14 protein-coding genes are annotated in these 17,664 nt (G+C 73.9%); 8 read left to right on the top strand and 6 right to left on the bottom strand.

The features are described from left to right. Window positions 1-266: 266 nt before the first annotated feature. Window positions 267-1,751, bottom strand: a complete 1,485-nt coding sequence (gene xylB / locus ABTY40_RS17105) for a xylulokinase (RefSeq protein WP_352060243.1) — start codon at window positions 1,749-1,751, stop codon at window positions 267-269. Between the two features lie 207 nt (window positions 1,752-1,958). Between xylB and xylA the strand changes: the two genes are divergently transcribed. The 4 genes from xylA (at window position 1,959) to ABTY40_RS17085 (ending at window position 6,063) form a co-directional block, all read left to right on the top strand. Beyond that, window positions 1,959-3,128 (top strand): xylose isomerase, encoded by a 1,170-nt coding sequence (gene xylA, locus ABTY40_RS17100; RefSeq protein WP_352060242.1) that lies wholly within the window; start codon window positions 1,959-1,961, stop codon window positions 3,126-3,128. Window positions 3,129-3,281: 153 nt separating this feature from the next. Beyond that, window positions 3,282-3,998 (top strand): (Fe-S)-binding protein, encoded by a 717-nt coding sequence (locus ABTY40_RS17095; protein ID WP_352060241.1) that lies wholly within the window; start codon window positions 3,282-3,284, stop codon window positions 3,996-3,998. Beyond that, entirely contained in the window at window positions 3,995-5,419 is a 1,425-nt protein-coding gene (locus ABTY40_RS17090; RefSeq protein WP_352060240.1) for a lactate utilization protein B, read from the top strand. The genes ABTY40_RS17095 and ABTY40_RS17090 overlap by 4 nt, the downstream gene beginning before the upstream one ends. Beyond that, window positions 5,416-6,063, top strand: a complete 648-nt coding sequence (locus ABTY40_RS17085; RefSeq protein WP_352060239.1) for a LutC/YkgG family protein — start codon at window positions 5,416-5,418, stop codon at window positions 6,061-6,063. The genes ABTY40_RS17090 and ABTY40_RS17085 overlap by 4 nt, the downstream gene beginning before the upstream one ends. Before the next feature lie 25 nt (window positions 6,064-6,088). Here ABTY40_RS17085 and ABTY40_RS17080 read toward each other — a convergent pair whose 3' ends face one another. Genes ABTY40_RS17080 through ABTY40_RS17065 form a run of 4 tightly spaced genes read right to left on the bottom strand, consistent with a single transcriptional unit; the run spans window position 6,089 to window position 10,322 of the window. Continuing rightward, a complete protein-coding gene (locus ABTY40_RS17080; RefSeq protein ID WP_352060238.1) occupies window positions 6,089-7,114 on the bottom strand; it encodes a LacI family DNA-binding transcriptional regulator in 1,026 nt (341 codons plus the stop codon). Window positions 7,115-7,141: 27 nt separating this feature from the next. Continuing rightward, window positions 7,142-8,080 carry a carbohydrate ABC transporter permease gene (locus ABTY40_RS17075; RefSeq protein ID WP_352060237.1) on the bottom strand — a complete coding sequence of 313 codons (939 nt, stop codon included), beginning with the start codon at window positions 8,078-8,080 and terminating at the stop codon, window positions 7,142-7,144. After that, entirely contained in the window at window positions 8,077-9,009 is a 933-nt protein-coding gene (locus ABTY40_RS17070) for a carbohydrate ABC transporter permease (RefSeq protein WP_352060236.1), read from the bottom strand. Before ABTY40_RS17070 ends, ABTY40_RS17075 begins: the two co-directional genes overlap by 4 nt. Next, the gene (locus ABTY40_RS17065; RefSeq protein ID WP_352060235.1) at window positions 9,006-10,322 is read right to left on the bottom strand and encodes an ABC transporter substrate-binding protein; all 1,317 of its coding nucleotides are present in this window, start codon (window positions 10,320-10,322) and stop codon (window positions 9,006-9,008) included. Before ABTY40_RS17065 ends, ABTY40_RS17070 begins: the two co-directional genes overlap by 4 nt. A 206-nt stretch (window positions 10,323-10,528) precedes the next feature. Between ABTY40_RS17065 and ABTY40_RS17060 the strand changes: the two genes are divergently transcribed. Continuing rightward, window positions 10,529-12,550, top strand: coding sequence for a beta-galactosidase (locus ABTY40_RS17060; RefSeq protein WP_352060234.1), 2,022 nt, complete (start codon window positions 10,529-10,531; stop codon window positions 12,548-12,550). A 272-nt stretch (window positions 12,551-12,822) separates the two neighbouring features. Next, window positions 12,823-14,406 carry a glycoside hydrolase family 53 protein gene (locus ABTY40_RS17055; protein WP_352060233.1) on the top strand — a complete coding sequence of 528 codons (1,584 nt, stop codon included), beginning with the start codon at window positions 12,823-12,825 and terminating at the stop codon, window positions 14,404-14,406. Between the two features lie 28 nt (window positions 14,407-14,434). Here ABTY40_RS17055 and ABTY40_RS17050 read toward each other — a convergent pair whose 3' ends face one another. Then, entirely contained in the window at window positions 14,435-15,205 is a 771-nt protein-coding gene (locus tag ABTY40_RS17050) for an IclR family transcriptional regulator (protein WP_352060232.1), read from the bottom strand. 228 nt (window positions 15,206-15,433) lie between these two features. On the opposite strand from ABTY40_RS17050, the gene ABTY40_RS17045 reads away from it, so the two are divergent. Together ABTY40_RS17045 and ABTY40_RS17040 are read left to right on the top strand one after the other, a co-directional pair. Then, complete coding sequence (locus tag ABTY40_RS17045; RefSeq protein WP_352060231.1) at window positions 15,434-16,588, top strand: mandelate racemase/muconate lactonizing enzyme family protein; 1,155 nt, start codon at window positions 15,434-15,436, stop codon at window positions 16,586-16,588. Further along, the gene (locus tag ABTY40_RS17040; RefSeq protein WP_352060230.1) at window positions 16,585-17,607 is read left to right on the top strand and encodes a zinc-dependent alcohol dehydrogenase; all 1,023 of its coding nucleotides are present in this window, start codon (window positions 16,585-16,587) and stop codon (window positions 17,605-17,607) included. Before ABTY40_RS17045 ends, ABTY40_RS17040 begins: the two co-directional genes overlap by 4 nt. Window positions 17,608-17,664: the final 57 nt, after the last annotated feature.

Here is a 17,664-nt window from a genome sequence, read left to right as displayed (position 1 = left end):
CCGGAGCCGGCCCGCCTCACGTCCGGCGGGGGGTCGCTTGGCCTCCCGGACCCGGCCCGCCCCACGACCGGCGGGGCGGACCTCCGACCGGGGCCCCGGTGTGGCCTGCGGGCCGGGAGCCCGTTCGGTCAATGAGCGGTCGGCCTGCCGTTCCCCCACCGCGTGGCGACGCGCCGTCGGGCCGGGCCCGTGGCCGGGAACCGTCCGGTCCTGCGGACGCGCGGACGCTCCCCCCGCTCCCGGCCCTCCGGCGCCCGACGCCGCCCTCACCCCAGCAGCGCTCCGCCCGCCGCTTCCAGGACCCCCGCCACGCGGTCCCACGTCTCCTCGTCCCGCGCCACGGGCGGCAGCAGTTCGCCCGTGCCCGTGCCCCAGGTGGTGGCCAGGGCCACGGGGTCCTCACCGGTGGCCGCGGCGGCGGCCAGGGCCGCGGCGCCGAGGGCGACGAGTTCGCCGGCCGCGGGGACGACGAGCGGGCGGCCGGAGAGGCGGCGGACGGTCTCCGTCCAGGCGCGGCCGCGGGCGCCGCCGCCGATCAGACGCAGGGGGCGGTCGCGCACCGCCGGGTCGGCCGGGTCGAGGCCGCAGGCGTCGAGGAGGCCGTCGAGGGCGCGGAGCACCGTGAAGACGGCGCCCTCGTAGGCGGCGCCGAGGATCGCCCGCGGGTCGGTGGTGTGGCGGAGCCCGGTGACGAGCCCGGAGGCGTGGGGCAGGTCGGGGGTGCGTTCGCCGTCGAGGTACGGGAGGACGACCGCGCCGCCGCCGGGGCGGGTGTCCTCCCGGTCGAGGCCGAGGAGGGTGGCGAACCGGTCGACGGCGAGCGTGCAGTTGAGGGTGCAGGCGAGCGGGAGGTACGTCCCGTCGGCGGCGGCGAATCCGGCGAGCGCGGGGTCGGGACCGGCGGGACGGCTCCGGGTGGCGGCGAAGACCGTGCCGGAGGTGCCGAGGCTCACGACCGGGTGGTCCAGCAGGCCGGCGCCGCCGAGGCCGAGGCCGACGGCCGCGGCCATGTTGTCGCCGGTGCCGGCGGCGACCACGACGGTACGGGGCAGGCCGAGGGCCTCGGCGGCGGCGGGGGTGAGGGTGCCGGCGGGCGTGGCGCCGGTCGGGGCGACGGCGGGCAACAGGGCCCGGTCCAGGCCGAGGAGGTCGAGGACGGCGGGGTCGTAGGCGCGGTCGGCGGTGCGGTACCAGCAGGTGCCGGAGGCGTCGCCGGGGTCGGTGACCGCCGTGCCGGTGAGGCGTTCCGTGAGGTGGTCGTGCGGGAGGCGGACGCCGGTGGCGGCCTCGGCGACGGCGGGTTCGTGCTCGCGCAGCCACTGCCATTTCGCGGCGGTCATGGAGGCGACGGGGACGGAGCCGGTCCCGGCCTGCCAGGCGGCCGGGCCGCCGAGGCGGGTGGCGAGGGCGGCGGCCTGCGGTGCGGAGCGGGTGTCGTTCCAGAGGAGGGCGGGCCGGGCGGGCCGGCCGTTGGGGCCGAGGACGACGAGGCCGTGCTGCTGTCCGGCGACGGCGAGGCCGGTGACCGCCGAGGCGGGGACGCCGGCGTCCCGTACCGCCGCGCGGACCGCCGTGCCGAGGGCGGTCCACCACTGTGCCGGATCCGTCTCGCGGGCGCCTCCGGTGCCGGTGACGGTGTGGGGCGCCCGGGCGAGGGCGAGGAGTTCGCCGGTGCCGGCGTCGACGGCGGCGGCCTTGGTGGACTGCGTGGAGCTGTCCACGCCGATCACGACGGAGCGGCTCGGGGACACGCTCTCACCTCATCTCTTGTCTTCGTTCGGCCCGGAGCGGCGGTGGGGCGCGGTCCGGCGGGGACCGGGTGGCCGGCCGCCGGCCGGGTGTCGGGTCTGGCGCCGGGGGCGTCGCGTGGGGTAGGACTGGTGACGGATTAGTTATCGCAGAAAACAAATCGGGCCGCCAGTACCCGGCGCCCCTGACGACTTCGCAGAGGACACACCATGCCGGAGCGTTTCTCCCCCACCCCCGAGGACCGTTTCACCTTCGGCCTGTGGACCGTCGGCTGGCAGGGCCGCGACCCCTTCGGGGACGCCACCCGCCCCGCCCTCGACCCGGTCGAGACGGTGGAGCGCCTGGCCGCCCTCGGCGCGTACGGCGTCACCTTCCACGACGACGACCTCATCCCCTTCGGCGCCACGGACACCGAACGCTCCACGGCCGTCAAGCGCTTCCGGGCCGCCCTGGACCGCACGGGCCTCCAGGTGCCCATGGCCACCACCAACCTCTTCACCCATCCGGTCTTCAAGGACGGCGCCTTCACCGCGAACGACCGGGACGTGCGCCGCTTCGCGCTGCGCAAGACGATCCGCAACATCGATCTGGCCGTGGAGCTCGGCGCGACGGTGTACGTGGCGTGGGGCGGCCGCGAGGGCGCGGAGTCGGGTGCGGCCAAGGACGTGCGGGTGGCGCTGGACCGGATGAAGGAGGCGTTCGACCTGCTCGGCCAGTACGTCACCGAGCAGGGTTACGACCTGCGCTTCGCGATCGAGCCCAAGCCGAACGAGCCGCGCGGGGACATCCTCCTGCCCACCGTCGGGCACGCGCTGGCCTTCATCGAGCGGCTGGAGCGGCCGGAGCTGGTCGGGGTCAACCCGGAGACCGGGCACGAGCAGATGGCGGGGCTGAACTTCCCGCACGGCATCGCGCAGGCGCTGTGGGCGGGCAAGCTGTTCCACATCGACCTCAACGGCCAGTCGGGCATCAAGTACGACCAGGACTTCCGCTTCGGCGCCGGTGACCTGCGCCAGGCCTTCTGGCTCGTCGACCTGCTGGAGGACGCCGGTTACTCCGGCCCCCGCCACTTCGACTTCAAGCCGGTGCGGACCGACGGGATCGACGGGGTCTGGGAGTCCGCGAAGAACTGCATGCGGAACTATCTGATCCTGAAGGAGCGGGCCGCCGCCTTCCGCGCCGATCCGCGGGTCGTCGGCGCGCTGGCCGCGTCGCGGCTGCCGGAGCTGGCCGTGCCCACCGCCGCCGACGGTCTGGCCGCGCTGCTCGCCGACCCGACCGCGTACGAGACCTTCGACGCGGACGCGGCGGCCGCGCGTTCGATGGCCTTCGAGCACCTCGACCAGCTCGCCCTGGAGCACCTGCTCGCCGCCGGCTGAGGCCCGGGGCCGCCGGACCGGTCGGGACGCGCCGTCGATGCGCCGGCTCGTCGCGCGGACGCGGTCCCTGCGACACTGCGTACCGCGGGGTGACGGCTCGGCCCGGGGCCGTGCCGCCGCACGACCGGAGCCGTCGTCCCCGAGGAACCGCTGATGCGCGTCGCCCTGTTCGTCACCTGCGTCAACGACGCCGTGTTCCCGGCGACGGGCGTGGCGACGGTCCGGCTCCTGGAACGGCTGGGGGTCACGGTGGACTTCCCCACGGCCCAGAGCTGCTGCGGGCAGCCGCAGTTCAACACCGGCTACCGGCGGGAGACGCAGCCGCTGGTGCGGCGCACCGTGCGGGCCTTCGCCGGGTACGAGCACGTGGTGGTCCCCTCGGGTTCGTGCGCGGCGATGGTCCGCCACCACTATCCGCCGTTCGGTCCGGAGGCGGCGGACCTGGCGCCGCGTGTGCGCGAGTTGACGGAGTTCCTGGTCGACGTCCTGGGGGTGACGGACGTGGGCGCGTACTTCCCGCACAAGGTGGCGTACCACCCGTCCTGCCACGGTCTGCGGCTCCTCGGGCTCGGGGAGCGGCCGCGCCGGCTCCTGGCGGCGGTCAAGGGCCTGGACTTGGTGGAGCTGCCGGGCGCGGAGGAGTGCTGCGGCTTCGGCGGGACCTTCGCGGTGAAGAACCCGGACGTCTCCGCCGCGATGGGGGCGGACAAGCTCACCAACGCCCTGGCGACGGGTGCCGGCGTGCTGTGCGGCGCGGACAATTCCTGTCTGCTGCACCTGGACGGCCTGGCGAGCCGGCGGGGCGCGCCGCTGCGGACGGTGCATCTGGCGGAGATCCTGGCGAGCACGGAAGAGGAGCCCTGGCGATGAGCGGAACCTTCGTCGGCATGCCGGCGTTCCCGGAGGCGGCGCGGGTGGCGGTCGGTGATCCGACGCTGCGCGCCAATCTGCGGCACGCGACGCACACGATCCGCGACAAGCGGGCGCGGGCCGTGGCCGAACTGGACGACTGGGCGGAGCTGCGCGAGGCGGGGCGGCGGATCAAGGACCGGACGCTGCGTCATCTCGACACGTACCTCCTCCAGTTGGAGGAGTCGGTGACGGCGGCGGGCGGGACCGTGCACTGGGCGGCCGACGCGGCGGAGGCGAACCGGATCGTCACCGCGCTGGTGCGCGCCACCGGGGAGACGGAGGTCGTCAAGGTCAAGTCCATGGCCACCCAGGAGATCGGGCTCAACGAACATCTCGCGGCGGAGGGCATCGCCGCGTACGAGACGGATCTGGCGGAGCTGATCGTGCAGCTCGGCGAGGACCGCCCCTCGCACATCCTGGTGCCGGCCATCCACCGCAACCGGGGGGAGATCCGGGACATCTTCCGGGAGCGGATGGGGGCGTGGGGGCGGCCGGCGCCGGACGGGCTCGGGGACGCGCCGGCCGAGCTGGCGGAGGCGGCACGGCTGCATCTGCGGGAGAAGTTCCTGCGGGCGAAGGTGGGGATCTCGGGGGCCAACTTCATGGTGGCCGAGACCGGCACCCTCGTCGTGGTGGAGTCGGAGGGCAACGGCCGGATGTGCCTGACCCTCCCGGAGACCCTGATCTCCGTGGTCGGCATCGAGAAGGTGGTGCCGACCTGGCGGGACCTGGAGGTGTTCCTGCAGACCCTGCCGCGCTCGTCGACGGCCGAGCGCATGAACCCGTACACGAGCATGTGGACGGGGACGGCGGACGGCGACGGGCCGCGCGCCTTCCATCTGGTGCTGCTGGACAACGGGCGCACCGACGCGCTCGCCGACGAGGTGGGGCGGCAGGCGCTGCGCTGCATCCGCTGTTCGGCCTGTCTCAACGTGTGCCCGGTGTACGAGCGGGCCGGCGGGCACGCGTACGGCTCGGTCTACCCGGGCCCGATCGGCGCCGTCCTCACGCCGCAGCTGCGCGGCACCGCGAGCGAGGTCGACGCCTCGCTGCCGTACGCCTCCTCACTCTGCGGCGCCTGCTACGACGTGTGCCCGGTCGCCATCGACATCCCCGGGATCCTGGTCCACCTGCGGCGGCGGGTGGCCGAGGAGGGCGGCAAGGGGCACCGCCTGGAGAAGGCGGCGGTCCGGGCCGCGTCCTGGCTGCTCGACCGTCCCGCGGCGCTCGCGGCGGGCGAGCGGTTGGCGTCCGCGAGCCGCGCGGTGCTGCCGAAGCGGCTGCCCGGGCCGGGCGTCGGCCGGTGGACCGAGCACCGGGACCTGCCCGAACTGCCCGCCGAACCCTTCCGCGACTGGTGGAGGAAGAACCGCGCATGACGTCCCCGTCCTCCGCACGCGAGCGGATCCTCGCCCGGGTGAGGGCCGCCGTCGCCGGTTCGCCGGAGGCCCTTCCGGTCGCCCGCGACTACCGTACGAGCCACGCCGCCGCCGATCCGGCGGCGATGCTCGACCTGCTGCACGAGAACCTGGCCGACTACCGTGCCCGGGTGCACCGCACCGGGCCCGGGGGGCTCGCCGAACTGATCGGGCGGGTCCTCGCCGAGCGGGGCGCGCGCAGCGTCGCCGTCCCGCCCGGCCTGCCCGCCGCGTGGCTCGCGCGGACGGCGGCCGAGCGGCGGACGGACGGGCCGCCGCCGCTCGCACCGGCGGAACTGGACGCGACGGACGCGGTGGTGACGGGGTGTGCCCTCGCCGTCGCCGAGACCGGCACGATCGTCCTGGACGGCGGTCCGGGGCAGGGCCGCCGGGCGCTCACGCTCGTGCCCGACCTCCACCTGTGCGTGGTGCGGGCCCCGGAGCAGGTGGTGGCCTCCGTACCGCTCGCCCTCCCCCGGCTGGACCCGGCGCGCCCGCTCACCTGGGTCTCGGGCCCGTCCGCGACGAGCGACATCGAGCTGGACCGGGTGGAGGGGGTGCACGGCCCCCGCACGCTGGAGGTCGTCCTGGTGACGGAGGCCTGAGGAGCGGGGTCCCGTCCGGTCCGGGTCAGGCCGATTCCCGCCGGACCAGGGCGGTCGGCAGGATGACCGCCGAGGGCTCCTCGCCGGCGATCCGGGCGAGGAGCGTGCGGACCATCTCGGCGCTGATCCGGTCCCAGGGCTGGCGGATCGTGGTCAGGGCGGGCCGGGAGGAGAGCGCCGCCGGGGAGTCGTCGAAGCCGCCGACGGCGACGTCCTCGGGGACCCGGCGGCCGGCGCGGGCGAGGGCGTCGAGGACGCCCTGGGCCATCAGGTCGGAGGCGACGAAGACGGCGTCGATGTCGGGGGCGCGCTCCAGGAGGACGCGGGCGGCCTCCTCGCCGCTGGCCCTGCTGTAGTCGCCGGTGGCGATCAGGGCCTCGTCGGCCGGCAGGCCGCACTCGGCGAGGGTCTCCCGGTAGCCGGCGAGGCGCTCGACCCCGCCGGGGGTGTCGAGGGGGCCGCCGACGGTGGCGATCCGGCGCCGCCCGGAGGCGTACAGGTGGCGCACCATGTCACGGGCGCCCTCGCGGTCGTCGGCCGCGACGTAGCCGATGCGGGCGGTCTGCCCGAGCGGTTTGCCGCAGGCGACGACGGGGACGCCGGCCTCGTGCAGGCGGGTGACGACGGGATCCCCGGAGTGGCTGGAGACGAGGAGGACGCCGTCGACGTGGCCGGCCTCGATGTAGCGGAGGTTGCGGCGGCGTTCGTCCTCGGTGCCCGCGATCATGAGGATGAGCGGGATGTCGCGGTCGGCGAGGGCCTGGGTGCAGGCGCGCAGGAGGACGTTGAAGTTGGGGTCCTCGAAGAAGCGCTCCTGCGGTTCGGTCAGGAGGAAGGCGACCGAGTCGGACCTGCCGGTGATGAGGGAGCGGGCGTGCCGGTTGACCACGTACCCGGTGCGGCGGATGGCGGCCTCGACGGCGGCCTTGGCGGTGGGGCTGACGTAGTGGCCGCCGTTGAGGACACGGGAGACGGTGCCGCGCGAGACGCCCGCCTCGCGGGCCACGTCGTGGATGGTCGCCGGGCGGCGCCTGCTCGCTGCTGTGCTCATGCTGTGGTTCCCCTCGATCCCCTGTGTTCAGGACTTTACGGCGCCGGAGAGCAGGTCGAGGCTCCAGAAGCGCTGGACGACGAGGAAGAGGGCGACGAGCGGGGCGATGGCCAGGAGGGCGCCGGTGATGACCAGCGTGTAGAGGGCGGGCTGGGAGGCGCCCTGCTTGAGGAGGGTGAACAGGCCGACCGTCATGGGGAACTTCTCGTCGTCGCCGAGCATGATGAAGGGCAGCAGGAAGTTGTTCCAGATGGCGACGAACTGGAAGAGGAAGATCGTCACCAGGCCCGGGGACAGGATGGGGACGGCGATCCGAAGGAAGATGCGCCATTCACCGGCGCCGTCCATGCGGCCCGCCTCGACCAGCTCCATGGGGATGGCGGCCTCGGCGTAGACCCGGCCGAGGTAGACCCCGTACGGGGAGAGGATCAGCGGCAGCAGTACCGAGGCGTAGGTGCCGGTGAGGCCGGCCTCCGCCATCAGCAGGTACTGCGGGACGGCGAGGATGACCGGCGGCATGAGGACGCCGGTGAGCATGACGTTGAAGAAGGCCTCGCGGCCGGGGAAGCGGTGGACGGCGAGGGCGTATCCGGCGAGCGCGGAGACGGCGGTGGACAGGGCGGCTCCCAGGCCCGCGTACAGCACGGAGTTGAGCATCCAGCGCCAGTAGATGCCCTCGCGGTAGGCGGTGAGGTCGGTGACGTTGTCGCCGAGGCCGGTGCCGGGCAGGAAGGTGAAGGTGGAGAAGAGCGCGTCGCCCGGTTTGGTGGCGGCGACGAGGACCCAGGCGACGGGCAGCAGGCAGTAGAGGGCGCCGAGGACGAGGGCGGCGGTGGGGAGCAGCGCGGTGCGGCGGGGGCCTGCGGTGGCCGCGCCCGTGGCGGGGGGCGGGGCCTGGGCGACGCCGGGGGTGGTGCCGGCGGCGGGGGCCGCCTTGCGCGCGGACGGGGAGGCGAACCCGGTCATCGGCCGGCTCCTTGTGTGGTGCGGCGGTGGGAGACGCGGAGGAGGGCGAAGGAGAGCACGAAGGTGGCGAGGGCGAGGATCACGGCGGTGGCGGAGGCGGCGTGGATGTTCCCGCCGGTGAAGGCGTCGTTGTAGACCTTCATCAGCGGACTCCAGGTGGAGGGGATGCCGTTGGTGAGCGGCCGGAGCGTGGTGGGCTCGTTGAAGACCTGGAGGGTGGCGATCACCGAGAAGAAGAAGGTGAGCACCAGGGAGGGCGCCACCATCGGGATCTTGATGCGCAGGGCGATCTGGAACTCGGAGCAGCCGTCCAGCTTGGCCGCCTCGTGGACCTCGGCGGGCAGGGAGCGCAGGGCCGTGTAGATGACGATCATGTTGAAGCCGGTGCCGCCCCAGACGGCGATGTTGGCCATCGCGAGGTAGAGGGGGCCGCCGTCCATCAGGTCGGGCCGCGGAAGGCCGAGCCGGTCCAGGAGGAAGTGGAAGGGGCTGACGTCCGGGAGGTAGAGGAAACCCCAGAGGACGGCGGCGATGACGCCGGGGACGGCGTACGGGAGGAAGATCGCGAGCCGGGCGAAGGAGCGGGCCCGGACGCGCTCGGAGTCGAGCAGGAGCGCGAAGAGGAGGGCGAGGCCGAGCATGACGGGGACGACGATGACGCCGTAGCCGAGGACGCGCAGGGCGCCGGCGGTGAATTCGGGGTCGGTGAGGGCGGAGGTGTAGTTCGCCAGGCCGGCCCAGACCTCCGACTTGGCGCCCTTGCCGAGACCGAGCCCCTTGACCTCGATCTTGTGGAAACTGAGGCGGATCGCGTAGCCGATGGGCAGGGCGAAGAAGAGGAGGAAGAGGACGGCGGCGGGAAGGAGGAAGCCGTACGGGGCCGTCTTGACCCCGTACGACCGGCGCACGCCCCGGGCGGGCTGCGTCACGGGGCGACCTCGAAGCCCTGCTTCCGCAGATCGGCGACGGTGGTGTTCCGGACGCTGGTGAGGGCGGTACCGAAGGCGGCCCGCGTCCGGGCCTTGGCGGCCTTGCCGAACTCGTCCTTGAAGGAGGTGTAGGCGACGTTCACGTTGGGGCCCCAGGCGGCCGGGGCGGTGGTCTTCGCGATCTCGGCGGCGCGGGCGTAGAAGTCCGGCTGGTTGGTGAAGAAGTCGGGGGCCTTGGCGAGGGCGCCGCTGGTCTGCGCGGCGGTGGCGGCGGGGTAGATGCCGCTCTCCTTGACCAGGGCCGCGAGGGCCTTGGGATCGGTGTTCAGCCAGACGGCGAACTCGGCGGCGGCCTCCTTGTGCTTCGAGTCGGAGGTGACGGCGGTGGAGGAGCCGCCCCAGCTGCCGGTGGCGGAGGCACCGCGGGTCCACTGCGGGAGGGGCGCCATGGCCCACTTGCCTTTGGTGGCGGGGGCGGCGGTGGTCAGGGTGCCGGGGGCCCAGACGGCGGAGACCCAGGCGAGCTGTTCGCCGGTGTTGAGGGCCTTGTTCCAGGCGGGGGTGTACATGGGCTGGTTGTCGATGGCGCCCTCGGCGACGAGGCCGCCCCAGAAGTCGGCGACCTTCCGCGTGGCGGGATCGTCGATGCCGACCTTCCAGGTGTCGCCCTCGAAGGTCCACCACCGGGCGCCCGCCTGGTGGGCAAGCCCGGCGAAGAGGCCGGAGTCGTTGGCGGAGAAGGTGGTCAGGGCCTTGCCGGGGGCCTTCGCCTTCAGGGCGCGGGCGGTGGCGGCGAACTCGTCCCAGGTGGTGGGGACGGTCAGGCCGTACTGCCGGAAGAGGTCGGCGCGGTAGTAGAACATCATCGGCCCGGAGTCCTGCGGGAGGGCGTAGACGGCCTCGCCGCCGAAGGTGGTCTGCTGCCAGATGCCGGGGGCGAACGCGTCCTCGACGCCCCGGGTCTCCTTCGCGATGTCGGCGAGGGCGTCGTTGCTCACGAGGGTCGGGAGGGCCTGGTACTCGGCCTGGACCAGGTCGGGGCCCTCGTGGGCCTTGGCCGCGGTGATGATCTTCGTGACCAGGTCGTCGCCGGAGGCCTGCTTCTGCACCGTGACGCGGATGTCGGGGTGTTCGGCGTTCCAGAGGGCGGCGACCTTGTCCATGCCGGGGGCCCAGGCCCAGTAGGTGAGTTCGACCGGACCGGATCCGGCGCCCTCCCCGCCGCCGGAACCGGAGCCGCAGGCGGTGAGCGCGGTGGCGCCGAGGAGGACGGCGGTGGCGGCGGCGAGACCGCGGCGCGTGATGTGGGGCATGGATGGGTTCTCCCTGACCGAAAGGGGCCTCTCCTTCGGGCGGAGAGGCCGACCATGCGTCTGTGAGCGTTCACAGTAGAGAAACGTTCCAGACACTTGTCAATGGTTGTTCCTGTGCGGTTATGTTGCGTTGCCACATCGAGATCTGGTGTGTGCACGTTCCCATGTGCGGGATTCTTCACCGTCCGAGGTTTCAGGAGAGACTCATGCCGCAGACCGCTCCGAGGGGCCTGCACCGGCTCGCCTTCGGCGGGGACTACAACCCCGAACAGTGGCCGGAAAGCGTCTGGCAGGAGGACGTCCGGCTCATGCGCGAGGCCGGCGTCACCATGGTGAGCGTCGGGATCTTCTCCTGGGCCCTTCTGGAACCCGAGCGCGGCCGGTACGACTTCGGCTGGCTCGACCGGCTCCTCGACCTGCTGCACGAGCACGGCATCCGCGTCGACCTCGGCACCCCGACGGTCGTCCCGCCCGCCTGGTTCTACCGCCTCCACCCCGAGGCGCTGCCGGTCACCGCCGAGGGCGTGCGGTACTCCCACGGCTCACGCGGGGCGATCTGCCACAGCTCCCCCGCCTACCGCGCGGCCGCCGCGGGAATCACCACCGAGCTGGCCCGCCGCTACGGCGGTCACCCGGCCCTCGCCCTCTGGCACGTCCACAACGAGTACGGCGTGCCCGTCAGCGCCTGCTACTGCGACACCTGCGCCGCCCACTTCCGCCACTGGCTCGACCGGACCTACGGTTCCGTCGAAGCCGTCAACGAGGCCTGGGGCACCGCCTTCTGGGGCCAGCGCTACGGCTCCTACGAGGAGATCGACCCGCCGCGCGCCACCCCCACCGCCCACAATCCGGCCCAGCGGCTCGACTACCGCCGCTTCGCCGACGCGACCCTCCTGGAGAACTTCCGGACGGAACGCGACATCCTGCACGGCCTGGCGCCCGGCATCCCGGTCACCACCAACTTCATGACGGCGCTCAGCCAGTGCGACTCCGTCGACTACTGGGCCTGGGGCCGCGAGGTCGACCTCGTCACCAACGACCACTACCTGATCACCGACGGGCGCCGCACCCACGTCAATCTGGCGATGGCCGCCGACCTCACCCGCTCCGTCGCGGGCGGCGCCCCCTGGCTGCTCCTGGAACACTCCACGTCCGGGGTGAACTGGCAGGCCCGCAACCCGGCCAAGCGGCCCGGTGAGATGGCCCGCAACTCCCTCGCCCACGTGGCCCGGGGCTCCGAGGGCGCCCTGTTCTTCCAGTGGCGCCAGTCCCGGCGCGGGGCGGAGAAGTTCCACTCGGCGATGGTGCCGCACGGCGGCACCGACACCCGGATCTGGCGGGAGGTCGTCGCCCTCGGCGCCGGCCTCGACGCGCTCGCCGAGGTGCGGGGCACCCGCACCGTGCCGGACGTGGCCATGCTCTGGGACTGGCACTCCTGGTGGGCGCAGAGCCTCGAATGGCGGCCGAGCGAGGCCCACGACGCCCGCGAGCGGGCCGACAGCTTCTACGAGACGCTGTACGACCGGCACCTGACCGTCGACTTCGCCCACCCGGAGTCCGACCTGTCGGCCTATCCGCTGGTCGTCGTGCCCGCCCTCTACCTGACGACCGAGGCCGCCGGGGAGAACCTCCGCGCCTACGTGGAGAACGGCGGCACGCTCGTCGTCTCGTACTTCTCCGGGATCGTCGACGAACACGACGCCGTGCACCCGGGCGCCTACCCGGGCGCCCTGCGCGAGGTCCTCGGCCTCACCGTGGAGGAGTGGTCCCCACTCCTGGACGACCAGCGCGTGCGTGTCACCGGCCCCGGCGGCGCCTCGCTCACGGGCGACGTGTGGACCGAGTTCGTCGTGCCGCGAGGGGCGGAGACCGTGTGGTCGTACGCGGACGGGCCCGCCGCCGGCCGGCCCGCCGTGACCCGGCACCGACTCGGGCGCGGCACCGCCTGGTACGTCTCCACCCGGCTCGACGCGGACTCGCTGGACGCGATCGTGGCGGCCGCCTGCGAGGACGCGGGGGTGCCCGGCCGTCCGGGACTGCCGCGCGACGTGGAGGTCGTGCGCCGCGCCGGTCCCGGGGGCCACTACCTCTTCGCGCTCAACCACTCCCCCGAGGACGCCGGGGTGCCGCTCGGCGGCACCGGAACGGAACTCCTCGGCGGGAAGCCGGCCGCGGGCACGCTCACCGTCCCGGCCGGCGGTGTCGCGGTCGTACGCCTGGACTCCTGACCGTCCCGTCCCCGGCCCCGCCGTGACCGGCCGGAGGGCCGGCCCAGGACTCCCCGGGGGCGACGGCCCGAGCGGCGCCGCCCCCGGGTGAGCGGTACGGCGCCCCCGCCCGTACCGCGCGCACCACCGCGTGCCGTGTGCCCATCGGCACCACACGCACCACGCACACCACGCACCACCGCGTGCCGCTCGCTCCACCGGCACACGCGCGGCACCCGCACCACCTGTGAGGCACCACCCCATCACTCCGCCACCGTCGAAGGGACTCGACGATGCACTGCGTACGACGGCGACTCCGCCTGCGAGCCGCGGCCCTCACCGCCGCCCTGTCCGCCCTGCTCCTGGCCCCGCTGCCCGCCGCCCCCCGGGCGCAGGCCGCCTCCACCCTGGTCAACGCCGGGTTCGAGAGCGACGGGACCGGGACCGCCACCCCCGCCGGCTGGTCCACCTACTCGGCCACCGGCCACCACGCGGCCTCCTTCACGGAGGCGGGCGGGCGCGGCGGCGGCCACCGCCTCTCCCACTGGTCGTCCTCCGCCTACCGGGTGGAGACCTACCAGTACCTCTCGGGCCTCGCCAACGGCACCTACACCCTGAGCGCCTGGGTCCGTTCCAGCGGCGGCCAGAACGCCGCGCATCTGGCCCTGCGCAACTGCGGCTCGGCCGAGCAGCGCACCGACCTGCCGGTCACCCCGAACGGTGCGTGGATCCGGATCGTGACCTCGGTCCGCGTCACCACGGGCGCCTGCACCGTCAGCGTCAACTCCGATGCCAGGGCCGGGAACTGGCTGAACGTCGACGACCTCACCCTCACCCCCGGATCGACGGGCCTCGCCGTCAAGGGCGTGGATCTGTCCTCCCTGCGCAAGAGCGAGGACCTCGGCGGGATCTACCGGGGCGGCACCGGCACCGCCGGTGACCCGGTCGCCCTGCTGCGGAACGCCGGCGCCACCTACGGCCGGCTCAAGGTGTGGGTGAACCCGGCCGACGGCTACAACGACAAGGCCCGCGTCCTCGCCACCGCGCAGCGCGTCAAGGCCCAGGGCATGAAGCTCCTCGTCGACTTCCACTACTCCGACATCTGGGCCGACCCGGGCGCCCAGACCAAGCCCGCCGCCTGGCAGGGGCACGCGTACGACCGGCTCAGGACGGACGTGTACGACCACACGTACGACGTCCTGAACGCCCTGAAGGCGCAGGGCACCCCCGCCGACATGGTGCAGATCGGCAACGAGATCAACACCGGCATGCTGTGGCCCGAGGGCTCGACCACCGACTGGCCGCGGCTCGCCGGTCTGCTGAAGTCCGGCATCGCCGCCGCCAAGGCGGTCTCGCCGTCCGCCCAGATCGCGCTCCACCTCGCGCACGGCGGCGACAACGCCCTGTACCGGAACTGGTTCGACAACGCGGCCGCCCAGGGCGTCCCCTACGACGTGATCGCGCTGTCCTTCTACGGCTACTGGCACGGCCCCCTGTCCGCGCTCCAGGCCAATCTGGACGACGTCTCCGCCCGGTACGGCAAGAAGGTCCTCGTCGTGGAGACGGCCTACCCGTTCCGCCTGGACAGCGAGGACGCGCACGAGAACATCATCGACCGGACCTCGGAGCTGGTGCCCGGCTATCCGGCGAGCCCGGCCGGCCAGTCGGCCTGGCTGCGGGACGTGATGAACGTGGTGGAGGCGGTGCCGAACGGCCGCGGGCTCGGCGTCGTGTACTGGGAGCCCGCCTGGACCGCCGTCGCGGGCAACGGCTGGGACCCGGCCGACCCCGCCTCGGGCAACGGCTGGGAGAACCAGGCCCTGTTCGACTACGACAGCAGGCTGCTGCCGGCGGCCTCCTGGTTCGCCCACCGCTGACCCTTCGCCGCAGGGGACCGGGCCCGTTCTAGCGCGGGTCGCGGAAGCCCAGGCGGGCCGAGAGGTCGCGGGCGCCGCGCACGGCCAAGGCCGTCAGTTCGTTCTCGCGCTCCTCGCTCCAGCGGTGGACGGGGACGGAGACGGAGAGGGCGGCCACCACCCGGCCGCCGCGGTCGCGTACCGGCGCGGCGACGCAGCTCACGTCCGGGTTGGACTCCCGCTGCTCGACGGCGACGCCGAGGATCCTGATCTCGGCGAGCGCGGCGCGCAGCGCGTCCGGGTCGGTGAGGCTGTTCGGGGTCATCGCCGTCAGTTCGCGCCCGTCGAGGCGGGCTTCGAGCTCGGCCTCGGGGAGGGTGGCGAGCAGCATCTTGCCGACCGCCGTGCAGTGGGCGGGGAGGCGGCGGCCCGTGGCGGAGACCATCCGTACGGCGTGGGTGGAGTCCACCTTGGCGATGTAGATGACGTCCAGGTCCTCCAGGAGCGCCACGTGCACCGTCTCGCCGCAGGTCTCGGCCACCTCGTGGGCGACCTGCCGTCCCTCGGCCGCGAGGTCGAGCTGCTCGGCGTAGCGGCTGCCGAGCTGGTAGGTGCGCACGCCGAGGCGGTAGCGGCCGGGCTGGTCGGGCACGGGCACCAGGTAGTTGCGGGCGGCCAGGGTGGAGACCAGTTCGTGGGTGGTGGTGCGCGGCAGCCGGAGGCGGCGGGTGATCTCGGGGGCGGAGAGCGTCCCGTCCCCCTGGAGGAAGAGTTCCAGTATGTCGAACGCCCTGGTCACCGCGGGAACGAGTCGTCCCATGGCCCCCACCTCACCCTCGCGCCGTTCGATATTCCGTAGCACGACCGAAATCGCGGACAGAGACTAGCCGGGCGCCGGGGAGGGGGCAACGGCCGGGACCGGACGCTCCGGTGCCCCGGGCGGGCCCGTTGACACCCCGGCGGGCCGCCGCCTACGGTCACGCCGCCTCACCGGCCCGCACCCCACCGGCCGGACGTCCCCCCGTTCACGTCCCAGGGAGCAACCGCCGTGCGCATCACGGGAATCACCACACATGTCGTCGGTACGCCGTGGCGCGATCTGACGTACGTCCTGGTCCACACGGACGAGGGGCTGACCGGCGTCGGGGAGACCCGGATGCTGGGGCACACCGACGCGCTGCTCGGCTATCTGCGGGAGGCGGAGGTCAACCACATCGCGGGTTCCGACCCCTTCGCGGTGGAGGACCTGGTGCGGCGCATGAAGTACGGGGACTTCGGGCGGGCCGGTGAGATCGTCACGTCCGGGATCGCCGTCGTGGAGATGGCCTGCTGGGACATCAAGGGCAAGGCGCTGGGCGCGCCCGTGTGGCAGTTGCTCGGGGGGAAGGTGACCGAGCGGGTGAAGGCGTACGCGAACGGCTGGTACACCACCGAACGGACCCCCGAGGGATACCACGCGGCGGCGCGCGGGGTGGTGGAGCGCGGCTACCGCGCGCTGAAGATCGACCCCTTCGGGAACGGCCGTCTGGAGCTGGACGCGGCGGCCTCGCGGTACGCGGTCTCCCTCGTCGAGGCGGTCCGGGACGCGGTCGGGCCGGACGTGGAACTCATGGTGGAGATGCACGGGCGTTTCTCGCCCGCGACGGCGGTACGGCTGGCGCGCGAGCTGGCGCCGTACCGGCCGGCGTGGCTGGAGGAACCGGTGCCGCCGGAGAACCTCAAGGCGCTGGCGAAGGTGGCGGAGAGGGTGGAGATGCCGGTGGCGACCGGGGAGCGGATCCACGACCGGATCGAGTTCCGGGAGCTGTTCGAGTCGCAGGCCGCGGACATCATCCAGCCGGATGTCGGGCACATCGGCGGCATCCTGGAGGCCCGCAAGCTGGCCGCCACCGCCGAGACCCACTACGTGCTGGTCGCCCCGCACAACGTGGGCGGCGCGGTCCTCACCGCCGCCTCCCTCCAACTGGCTGCCTGCACGCCGAACTTCAAGATTCTGGAGCACTTCAACGACTTCGCCGACGCGGAGATCGCGAAGGTGGTGCGCGGGGCGCCCGAGGTGGACCCGGAGACCGGTTGCTTCACGATCTCGTACGCCCCGGGCCTCGGCGTCGAGCTCGACACCGAGGCCGCCGCGGCCTTCCCGCGGCAGCGGGCCCGGTTCGACCTGTGGGCCGAGGGCTGGGAGCGGAGGCGGCCGGCGTGACCGCCGCGACCGGCCGGGCGGTCCTCGTCGACCGGCCGGGTTCACACCGCCTGATCACCCGGCCCGTCCCCGTCCCCGGACCGGGTGAGGTGCGGGTACGGGTGGCGGCGGCCGGGATGTGCGGGAGCGACCGCGAGCTGTACGAGGGCCGCCGGGCCGCCGGTTACGTCCGCTACCCGGTCGTGCCCGGCCACGAGTGGGCGGGCACCGTCGAGGCGGTCGGTGCCGGGGTGGACGGGGCGCTGGTGGGCCGGCCGTGCGTCGCGGAGGGCACCCGCTCCTGCGGGACGTGCGAACGGTGCCGGGACGGGGAGACGAGCCTGTGCGCGGCCGGGTACGCGGAGACCGGTTTCACCGAACCGGGCGCCTTCGCCGACCACCTGCTGGTCCCGGCGCGGCTGCCGCACCCGCTGCCGGAGGGGGCGGACCCGCGGGCGGCCGCGCTCCTGGAGCCCGCCGCCGTGATCGCCGGGGCGGTACGGGCCGGCCGGCCCCGGCCGGGCGGGCGCGTCGCCGTCGTGGGCGCCGGAACCCTCGGGATGCTCGCCGTCCAGTGGCTCGTCGCCTCCTCCCCCGCCGAGCCGGCCGTGATCGAGCCGCGTGCCGCCCGGCGCGCGCGGGCCCTCGGCCTCGGGGCGAGCCGTGCGCTCGACCCGGCGGAGGCGGTGGAGGCGGAGGGCCGCTTCGACCTGGTGGTGGAGACGGCGGGGGCGCCGGCGACGGCCGCCGCGTCCTGCCGGCTCGCCCGCCGGGGCGGCCGGGTGGTGCTGACCGGGATGTTCAGGGAAGGGGCGGCCGGCATCGACCCGGTGCACCTGTCGGACAGTCAGCTGGAGGTCCGCAGTGTCTTCGGCGCCTCGTCGGCGGCCTGGGCGGACGCGGTCCGCGCCTTCTCCGCCGGCCTGCTCGCCCCGGCCGCGCTCGTGACGCACACCTTCCCGCTGGAACGGTTCGGTGAGGCGCTCGCCCTGGTGGGCGGGGGCGATCCGGCGACCGGCAAGGTGCTGCTCGTGCCCTGAGCTGAGCACGGAACCCGTCCGTCGAAGCGCTTCGACATTTCCGTGTCCACGCTCTGG

Source organism: Streptomyces sp. NPDC126503 (genome assembly GCF_040302405.1).
Taxonomy (GTDB): domain Bacteria; phylum Actinomycetota; class Actinomycetes; order Streptomycetales; family Streptomycetaceae; genus Streptomyces; species Streptomyces gulbargensis.
The sequence above is the reverse complement of the archived record's forward strand: the minus strand, read 5'-3'. Positions and strand labels throughout refer to the sequence as shown.